This is a genomic window from Bacillus sp. NS1 (assembly GCF_058248265.1).
The window spans coordinates 1-602 of sequence record NZ_JBZAZF010000025.1 but is presented as its reverse complement, the minus strand read 5'-3'; the positions used below and the strand labels follow the sequence as shown (position 1 = coordinate 602).

General features: G+C 44.5%; 1 pseudogene. It reads left to right on the top strand.

Annotation, left to right across the window (positions count from 1 at the left end):
- Positions 1-15: 15 nt before the first annotated feature.
- Positions 16-602 (top strand): annotated as a pseudogene (locus tag AC4CV5_RS20755) (phage tail tape measure protein); the annotation flags it as partial.

Sequence of the window (602 nt, the reverse complement as noted above, 5' to 3'; positions counted from 1 at the left end):
AGCACAGAAGAAGCAATGGGACAACTATCAAGTGGGACTCAAAAGGTCTGGAAAGACTTCTTGCAGGGGAAGGGTACGGTAAAAGATGTTGCAAACGCAGTTCTTCCCGAATTAAAAGGGATGGATGATCAAGTTGCTGCGAATAACATTGGTGTAGCCCTATTCGGTACTAAATGGGAAGACCTTGAAGCAGATGCATTATACAGTATGGGAAATATAAACGGCTCACTTGACGAGGCAAATGGTGCTATGGGCAGAGTAACCAAAGCACAAGAAGAGTCATTCGGTCAACGATTCCAAAAGGCTCTCAGAAGCACAGCAGATGCTTTAGTGCCTATCGGCAATATAATTTTAGATTTAGCGATGAGGGCTCTACCGTATGTCGAAAAAGCAATCAAAGTAGTTTCGGATGCTTTCAACAGTCTTTCTCCTACTGGACAAACGGTTGTAGTCGTTATGGGAGGGATAGCTGCAGCAATCGGCCCCTTGTTAATGGTTCTATCCTCGATGTTGCCGGCTATAACAGCTATCGTCACCAATTTTGGGACAGTCGTAACAGTTGCAACAAAAGTAGGCGGGGCAATCAAAACAATAGGAACTGT